We start from the raw sequence: 8,791 nt of genomic DNA on the forward strand, positions 1-8,791 counted from the left end.
AGCTGTCCGTAGCGGACAACTTATGGTGTAAGTCACAAGCATATTGGTGAAAGTGTTGTGTCTGAGGGAAAGTAGTGTTAATCGTAGATTATATCGGATAAAAGATAAGGGTATCTTATTTTGTGTTTACCAGCATTCCTGTATACTGAACTTTTATTTTGTGTTGTAGCTGTCACTGTAGGTGTGACTGTAGGCATAAGTTGAGCAAATTGCTTGCTTTATGCTTTCAAAGGGGGTTGCTCAATTTCTGCTTACAAAAGTAGAGACAGTGAACTCAAACAGAAAGTAGCTCTGTTGCTCGATTTCGGTTTTCATAGCAGCTATCAGTAAACCAAAAAGTTTTAATGCTGGGCATGAATATGTTTGCTCACGTTAGGGTTACAAAACAAAACCTTTGCTCATGTTATGCTTTCAAAACCTGTTTTCGATAAATAATTTCTGGCGTAGTATAAAGGCTTTGGGCTACGTAATTGCTCATGGTTTGATAGCTTTCTTGCCGATTCCTTCAACTCAAAATTGTCCGGAGTTTTGTTACTTAATTTGTCAAATTCACATTATACAAACTTGATGAGCTAACCCTGCTCTTGGCTCTAAGTTTGCTCCTTTTTTAGCACACTTTTCTCGAACTGCGAAATATATTAAGGAGAAAATTCCCAATCTTTCTTGCGCTGGCGTAACCCATGCGATCCCCATTGACCATAAGTAAATGATGATTTTGGTAATTCGTCTTTAGGAGCTATCGTAACCACATCACAATGATCCGGAGGTTCAATGGAATTAAACTCATCCACAGTCAAATGCATATAACGCATCACAAAACATCGAATTACCATCGAATGACAACTAATAAAAACCTTCTTTTTTCTTGTTCTTTGGGACTGCCTTATCATACTATCTATAAACGAAGAGACACGATCGAAACAATCCGCTGGGCTTTCTCCACCTTCATACCTATAATAAAATAAACCATGCACAGCCCGCAACCGTTGTTGTTCCTTACGATTACCATAACCCGTATCAATTTCCCTTAGTCGAATATCTTCATGAATATAAATATCATCTTTGGTATCTAATGAAAGACTTTTCAACACTAAATTTATAGTCTGTTTGGCTCTTAAGAATGGGGAACAATAAACGAGGGCATCTCTAAAAAAATCCGGCTCCAGTTTCGCGCTCGTCGCACAGACTTGCTTCTCTCCTTTGTTTGACAAAGGAATACGATAATCTCCATATTCTGCCGCAAGCAACTCCCCTGAGTTCGTCTTTGATTCACCATGACGCATTAATTTTATTATCATTTTAAAATTTCTTAGTCGATAATTCTAAACCGAAGTCTATTGACAAAAGTGCTTAGGGATTTACGTTTTAACTGTAGTTTAGACTAAAAAAAACTATAAATGTATATATTCTTGCCTTGAGCGCCTTCTACAGCCAAAGGCTAGATTGGATGCTACAGATACGGGTGAACACATGATTTGACAGATTAAGCCATATAATTCTGATCTCGAGAATAAGTTTGTAAATTTGTAGCAGTGAATTGCAAGTTGAACTGCTCTGTTCAAGATAAATTGTTCTTTGTAGCTCATGATGAAGTTTGAAGTCGAAAGTTTGAAATGTCTTGATTATACCCCTTCCTTCTTTTTAACTTCTGCTCTCTATTTTTCTTAGTACCATTAGAGCCAGGAGGGCCTTTAACCTGTGTATGAAGATGTATTTTTGTTGATGAAATCTTCAACGATTGTGTTCAACTTTGAACCTTCTGATATCAATTCAGTTATATTGTGATAAGGTTTAAGTCGATGAAAGTTGTCTAAGGCATGTTCAAATTGGGACCAATTTACTTGAATTTGTTCTGAACGTCCTTGAAAAGTGTTTTTATCGTAAATACCCAAATTAAAGCCCAAACCTTGCTTTTCAATTTGATGGGCATTAGAAAAATGTTCGGGGCTGAAAGGCAACATAATAATGGGAACACCAGCCCGAACCCCTGAATCCAAAATGCCATAACCTCCATGACATATCAATAGACCTACATCGTCAGGTAGAAAGTCAAAAAGTGGTTGCATGATGGCATTATAAGGTTGATAAATGTCTTTTATATTGAGTTGAGTTCCGTAGCTAACATATATTTTTTTAAATCTGTTTTCTATTTGTTTTAAAACTTTAGAAATCAAATCAATGCGCGTTTTTCTCAAGCCCGTGCCAAAAAAGACCAAGCAATTTTCATAATGAGAATATTTCTTTTCCCTTACTTGCAATGCCGTATTACTCCCGGCGAAATAATAAGAATAATTTTGAAGATCGTTAACTAAAAAAGACGGGCCATTGATGATAGATCGGGGAGAGGCGTAATCAGAATAAATAAAGGGGGTAGGGATCTGGCGTTTTTTTCTAATAGAATTGACTAAGATTTCTAATTGATTACGCATCAATGTAAGCTCGTGAAATTCAAAGGGAGAATCTCCATGACCTAGTAATTCTACCTCAAATCGGTTTAAAATGTTAATAAATGGAACATCAGGTTGATAAAGATGGCAGTTAAGTCCATTATCACCGATGATAATGTCGGGTTGATAGTATTGGTAGATTTTATTTTCATTGTTAGCTAATGTTGCATAATCGATTTTGTCAATATAGGATGTGCTTGACTCTGCTGAAGTGTTGTTGATGGCAATGTTTTGACCGCCAAGATAGTCTTTTAGAAATGGCAAAGCTTTATGAGAGGTACAATAAAGTACGTCATAGCCTTTTTTGAGCAAATTTCTGGCTACATTCCTCGTTCTTAGGACATGAGCCACTGAACTGCCAACTGTCACTGAGAACATAATTTTGTTCATGGGGATTTAACCTTTGTAATTGCCACTATTAAGTTTACTAAAGTATAGTAAACTATAACTTGGGTGTTTAAGGTAATATACATATAATAAGTTTTTTTTAATTCATAATATTACTAAAAAAGGTATTATTAATCCAATGGATTTGGTCACAAAGCTTTCTGAAGCAGTAACTCTTGACGATCTCGAATATGAAGAACTCAAAAAATTGGCATTCGATCTTCTCGCCATAATCTCAGATGACCAAAGTTTTTATTTAGGGATAGGGCGTACACCTACGCCACTGATCGCATTTTTACAATGTTATTTAGGTAAAGAGGTTGTTGGACAGATACCCTTAAGCGGTTTTCGGCATAACTATCCTGGGGAAAATTATTCCTTATTGAGAGAACCGTTATCTGAAACCCAGCTAGAGATTTTGGAAGAACATTTGAATAAGTTTTTACCCAGTCAATTAATAACAGATGATCTTTCTTTGATTGTGATAGATTTTGTAGACTCCGGAGCTTCCCTTGCGGCAATTACCCACCATATTAGGAAATATTTACAAGACAAAGGGGTTTCTGGCGACAAAGTAAAGGCAGCAGCTCTTTGCAAACCAAGTCCGCCCATATGTTTTTTGGAATTGATGGATAAGTTAGATATCAAACACTATGATTTTTCAATCCCAGGAGACCAAAATAATCTTAAATCATTAGGGTTCAAATTAGGGAAAGGAAAGCATTACGATCCGATATCTCCATACAATAGATCTTTTAAATTATCCTTGGGTCATCATCCTGATGAACTTGTTCAAGACGACTCGATGTATTGTCATTTTCTATCGATGTTGTCGGGAAAGATGATGAACGATCTGGAAATAACAGAGCCTTTGAGAGATCATACGATCACTTGTGTCAAGGAAGAGTCGCAAAAAGTCGAAAAGATATGTTCCACAAAGGAAGAAGCAACACGACTTTGGGGGCTTTTTAAAACCTTTCCCAATCATACACATCCCTATTTGGTAGACAACAAAGTAATTTATGATTTTGTCGAAGCCTCTATGTTTCAAGAAATTATTTTGTCCAAACATCCAGATTCTTTTAATAACATTAAGCAATTAGCCAATGTTTTGGGTAACTTTCACTGGAAACATCTGGTTACTGTAGCGAATTATGATAAGATTTGCTTTGAAAGAAAATTTTATGATCGTCCAGAAGTATATTTGCCTTCCTATGGATATTTCACTCAAATACACGGCGACTGTCATTTACGAAATATCTTAATTACGGGACAAAATAACATTGTTATTATTGATCGTCTTCGAAAATGTGGAGATTTGATGTACGATTTCTCTTTTATACTATCACTTCTTTGTTTAGGTTTTAAGTATCAAGATTCCTTTTTTATAAATTTGATCGGGAATTTCTTTTCCTTCTATGAAAGATATATAGATGATAAAAAAAATTTTTATACAGCCTTTAGAAATAATTTGCTCAACTATGCTCTATTTGCTTATAAAACATACCAAAATTCATCTCCGCCATTTGAGGAATGGAAATATGGGAGAGAGATTTCAGAGGGGTTAGTTAATTATCCAGAATTCAAAGGGTTTATTGAGAAAAAATTTGGAATCCAATGGTGATAGATATTTTAGTTCCCGTTTTTAACTTGTTGGAAAAAACAATTTTATTTGTGGAGTCTCTTAGTAATCAGATTGAGCATCGTCTTATTATTATTGATAATGGTAGTAATCAAGAGACAAAAGAGTATCTCAATTCTTTAAATGCTTTTGTGATCACAAATAAATCTAATGAAGGTTATGTGAAAGGCATGAATAAAGGATTAAAATATATTGAGAATGATTATGTTTTGTTTGCCAATAACGATATAATTCTGCCTGAAGGATTGTTAAAAAGACTTAAAGATCATTTAAATAGCTACGACATTGTGGGACCTTTAAGTAATAAAGTGTATTCGTCACAGGAAAATGACTGCAATAAGTTGCTTGTTGATTTTGATGTATCTCAAACGTCAATCGAGGAGTTCAGTAACTATCTTTATCAAAAATACTATGGTCAAGTGGAATCTGTAGATATGGTATATGGGCACTGTATGTTGATGAAGCGTACAGTATTGGATTCTGTAGGTTTTTTAGATGAGGTTTATGGCTTAGGTAACTACGACGATGCTGACTTTTGTCGCAGGGCTATTGACATTGGAATGAAGGTGGGGTTGGCAAAAGACAGTTTTGTGTACCATTTTTGCCATGCCACATTTGACAGTATGGGAATTAATGTGGACGAACTCATCAATAGTAATGAGAAAATTTATAAAGATAAATGGGCATAATTTTTATTGAAGGTTTACCATGTGCAGGAAAAAGTGAACTTATCAAAATATTGAAAGGGAATGGTGAAAGTGTTTGCGATGAGTTAGGTAAGTTAGTTCGCCGAGAAGAGTTTCCGGGCAATGGTAAGACCCTTGAAAAAATTGAAGAAATAGATCGCTGGTTTATGAATAAAGAAGAGTGGCGGATGTCTGACTTATCAAAAATTTTTTTTGACAGATCTTACTTCACTCATCTTTGCTATGCCTACGCCTATAGTCTTTGGATTTCTTTGCCTTCTTTTAAACCGACAGTCAATCGATATCAGGAAAGGGTGATGAACGGTGGTTTATCTGTACCTGAATATGTGATTTACATTGATGTCAGTAGTCAGGAATCTATTGATAGACAGTTTAATAAAATAGTAACCGGAATCTCTAAGGGGTTGCCTGAGTTTTGGCGTGATAAATCTTTTTTAGAGAATACTAGTTTAGCCTATGAAAGATTGTGGCAATCTTTACTAAATATTCCTGTTTGCAGGTTAGATGGCACATTAAGCACTCAAGAAAAATCATCCCAGTTGAAAGAGTGGTTACAAAAACAGACTCCTTCACAAAAAAGACAGATTGATTTTAAACGTTATATTCAATTAATGGAAAATCAACAGATATGTCGCAATTTATGAATATTTTCATATATGTGGTGGTAGGTTATTTTTTTATACTCATAATTACACAATATATAGCAATCAAAAACAGTGAAAGGTTTATTGATTCTCAATTAAATTTTGAACCAAGAGTTTTACAGAAACAAGTAGTCTGCCATAATCGAAGAAAATTGGTTCTGATTATACCTGTTTTGGAAGAAGAGAATGTCGTTGAGAGAACTATCCAACATTTTAAAAATATTTTGAACAAAGAGATTATCTTAAAGATTATTTTTGTAACGACAGAAAAAGAAGGTTCTCCTGAAGAAAATGCCACTTTCCAAAAAATAAATCCTCATGTCAATGAAAACATTTTTATTGAACATTACCCTCACAAAGATGGTAACAAAGCGGATCAAATTAATTATGTCGTAATAAAATATGCAGAGAATAAAGAATACGACAATATATCTACGTATTACGGAATCTTTGATGCTGATTCATTACCTGATATTAGAGGCTTTGAGTATTTGTTAACAGATAACTCTGACGATGTGATTTATCAAATGTTCAGTGTCTATTCGACAAATTGTAAAAACTTAAATTTATTTAATAAGGCAAGTGCGGTTTTTCAGACGCGGTGGACAATGAGTTATGAACTATCTGCTGCTATAGAAAACTACATTCATAAAAAAGTGTCTCATTTTTCTTACACCATAGGTCATGGTTTGTTTGTGCGTAAGGATTATATGGAAAATAATCCATTTTCGTCAGGGATATTAGCCGAAGATATTCTTTTTGGTTATACTGCAATCAGCAAGGGTATATGTATCAAACCGATACCCTTTTTTGATTATTGTTCTTCTTCATCGAGTTTATCTATACATGTACAACAATCTGCCCGATGGTATGCAGGCGATCTATTTTCTTTGCTAAAGGTGATGAAGCATTCCATTAAAAATAGAGACATAAAATATATAACCCTTCAATTAAAAAGATTGTTTCATATTTTACAGTGGTCTTTTGGTCCGCTAATCATCAGCTTGGTAATAGTTTTATCTCTTTCTAATCAGAAGATATGGAACTTGATAATGGTATTTATAACAATGTTTTTATATATTTTTTTGATTCATGCACCGATTATTAAACGTTTTTTCAAATCCGAAGATATCTCAAGAAATATCTATATCGCACTTGTTTTCAAAAGCTTTGTGAATTGTGCGGGCCCTTTATACAGTAACTGGGTAATGATTTCTGGAATGTTGGGTTATTCAAAAGAATTGTCATTTAAAACGCCAAAATCGTAGGTATATTATTGGGATTAGATATTTTAACCCGACTTATTTACATCCATTGCCCCACCTGCCTTGTAAAGTTTTACCTTTTGATTCTTTTATTCTGTATACTCGCAAAGTGATAGAAAAAGCTTATTTGAATAAAATGTGAGGTTAATCTGAAAATATGATCGTTGTGGTACGTCATGGACAGGATCAGGATAATGCCCAAGGCATTTTGAATGGTCATCGAGATTTAGCTTTGACCGAGGTAGGACAAGCCCAAATGCGACTTGTGGCTACACAACTGCAACAGATGCAAATAGATGTTATTGTCACTTCGCCTCTCCGACGTGCTATTACCAGCGCCCAAATAATTGCTGATTATCTGAATAACCCGCAGACAGTCATTAATCCTAAGTTGATAGAACGAGATTTTGGCTGTTTAACAGGCAAACTAATCGCAGAGATTCCCTACTATGCCAGTGCTATTCTTGCTGTAGATGGGGTCAACTATTTTCTAGATGCATCAGGAGCTGAAAGTTTTCCGAATCTCCTGAAACGAGCCCGACAGGTACTTAGTGACCTCCAAGTAACTTATCCTAGTCAAAATCTGTTGCTGGTGACACATGGAGATATGGCAAAGATGCTACGATCTGCTTATTATGGCTGGGACTGGGAAGAGGGTTTGAGAACTCCCTATCTGTCGAACGCCGGCTTACTATATTTGCACAATGCAAAATCAGCAACGCTCGCCTGTCAGCCTTCCAAATCAGAAAATTCTCTGATTTAGTTGAGTTCACCACCTCCAGATATCAGGAGCCTGTGGAGTTATAATGCCTGACACCCAGTTCCCAGAGTTGTAGACAGATTAGGAGAAACAAGATACCAATAAGGGGAGATAACCATTGGAAGCCCTGACTGTCTAATCAGTATTTATGAGCTTGAAATTCAAGCGCAGTAAGAAGTTCCTGATGTTGATTAACCAAAGCTTGTATTGTGGAAACTGGATTACGATGAAGGCGACGTTTCTGTTGGCGAGAAGCTTCCGAAGCAGCTAATCTAAGACGTTGAGTTTTATACTCAGTTAGAGGTACTTGTTGGATTTGTGCAAGTAACTGTTCTTCGCTTTGGGCAAGGAAGAGAACTTGATATTGCCCAAAATCACGCAATTCGGCAGTTGATTTACGTCCACTAATTCGTCGCTGGTGGCGACGCAAATGGCTAAACATAGCTTCCATTTTCAGGTTATCTGGCGGCAAACCAGGGATATCATAACAGTGCAACAAATTAGCTCCGTATTTGTGCCACAGCCGTTGTAACTTTTTCTTGAGAATAAACTGTGCCGGATTTTGTTTAGGGTCAGGCACAAACTTCTGTAATAACTCTTCCATCTCGCACCGAACTTGAAAACTTGTTAAGGGGATTTCAGGTGTTTGTGTAATATCCGTTACATTGACTAAGATGCGGCGGGAGTTATTTGGATAGCGCAAACATTCAGCAATTCGTCGTAACCACTTGTGCGCTTCTGCCAAATCTAATGCTACGGAAAGATTGTTGCTTAAAGCTTGGTCAACCCATGCTGACAAGAGAGATAAGTAATAGACTTGTCGCTTAATAAGGTAAAGTAACGATTGGCGATTAGAACAAGACAGAAAAATGCTAGACGTGAATCGGGTGCTGAAAGAAGACCGCCTGCTGAGGGCATTTACCGGGCTAAACCGTCAGG

The 8,791-nt window shown here is 36.0% G+C and carries 9 protein-coding genes; 5 read left to right on the forward strand and 4 right to left on the reverse strand.

Annotated elements, in window-relative coordinates; all coding sequences use genetic code 11:
* Positions 1-638: 638 nt before the first annotated feature.
* The 3 genes from IQ274_RS35865 to IQ274_RS35875 form a co-directional block, all read right to left on the reverse strand.
* The gene (locus IQ274_RS35865; RefSeq protein ID WP_194145188.1) at positions 639-1,298 is read right to left on the reverse strand and encodes a histidine phosphatase family protein; all 660 of its coding nucleotides are present in this window, start codon (positions 1,296-1,298) and stop codon (positions 639-641) included.
* Between the two features lie 93 nt (positions 1,299-1,391).
* The gene (locus IQ274_RS35870) at positions 1,392-1,586 is read right to left on the reverse strand and encodes a four helix bundle protein (protein WP_194145189.1); all 195 of its coding nucleotides are present in this window, start codon (positions 1,584-1,586) and stop codon (positions 1,392-1,394) included.
* Between the two features lie 105 nt (positions 1,587-1,691).
* A complete protein-coding gene (locus IQ274_RS35875) occupies positions 1,692-2,837 on the reverse strand; it encodes a hypothetical protein (protein ID WP_194145190.1) in 1,146 nt (381 codons plus the stop codon).
* Between the two features lie 136 nt (positions 2,838-2,973).
* On the opposite strand from IQ274_RS35875, the gene IQ274_RS35880 reads away from it, so the two are divergent.
* From IQ274_RS35880 to IQ274_RS35900, 5 genes are all read left to right on the forward strand, one after another.
* The gene (locus tag IQ274_RS35880; RefSeq protein ID WP_194145191.1) at positions 2,974-4,458 is read left to right on the forward strand and encodes a phosphotransferase; all 1,485 of its coding nucleotides are present in this window, start codon (positions 2,974-2,976) and stop codon (positions 4,456-4,458) included.
* Entirely contained in the window at positions 4,452-5,165 is a 714-nt protein-coding gene (locus tag IQ274_RS35885) for a glycosyltransferase family 2 protein (RefSeq protein ID WP_194145192.1), read from the forward strand. Before IQ274_RS35880 ends, IQ274_RS35885 begins: the two co-directional genes overlap by 7 nt.
* Positions 5,156-5,827, forward strand: coding sequence for an AAA family ATPase (locus IQ274_RS35890; RefSeq protein WP_194145193.1), 672 nt, complete (start codon positions 5,156-5,158; stop codon positions 5,825-5,827). Before IQ274_RS35885 ends, IQ274_RS35890 begins: the two co-directional genes overlap by 10 nt.
* Positions 5,824-7,095 carry a glycosyltransferase gene (locus tag IQ274_RS35895; RefSeq protein ID WP_228058631.1) on the forward strand — a complete coding sequence of 424 codons (1,272 nt, stop codon included), beginning with the start codon at positions 5,824-5,826 and terminating at the stop codon, positions 7,093-7,095. The genes IQ274_RS35890 and IQ274_RS35895 overlap by 4 nt, the downstream gene beginning before the upstream one ends.
* 154 nt (positions 7,096-7,249) lie before the next feature.
* The gene (locus tag IQ274_RS35900; RefSeq protein ID WP_194145195.1) at positions 7,250-7,855 is read left to right on the forward strand and encodes a histidine phosphatase family protein; all 606 of its coding nucleotides are present in this window, start codon (positions 7,250-7,252) and stop codon (positions 7,853-7,855) included.
* Positions 7,856-7,991: 136 nt separating this feature from the next.
* Here the strand turns inward: IQ274_RS35900 and IQ274_RS35905 are convergent, their stop codons facing one another.
* Positions 7,992-8,651 (reverse strand): hypothetical protein, encoded by a 660-nt coding sequence (locus IQ274_RS35905; RefSeq protein ID WP_194145196.1) that lies wholly within the window; start codon positions 8,649-8,651, stop codon positions 7,992-7,994.
* Positions 8,652-8,791 lie beyond the last annotated feature (140 nt).

This window comes from Nostoc sp. LEGE 12447, from assembly GCF_015206985.1.
Lineage (GTDB): Bacteria > Cyanobacteriota > Cyanobacteriia > Cyanobacteriales > Nostocaceae > Nostoc.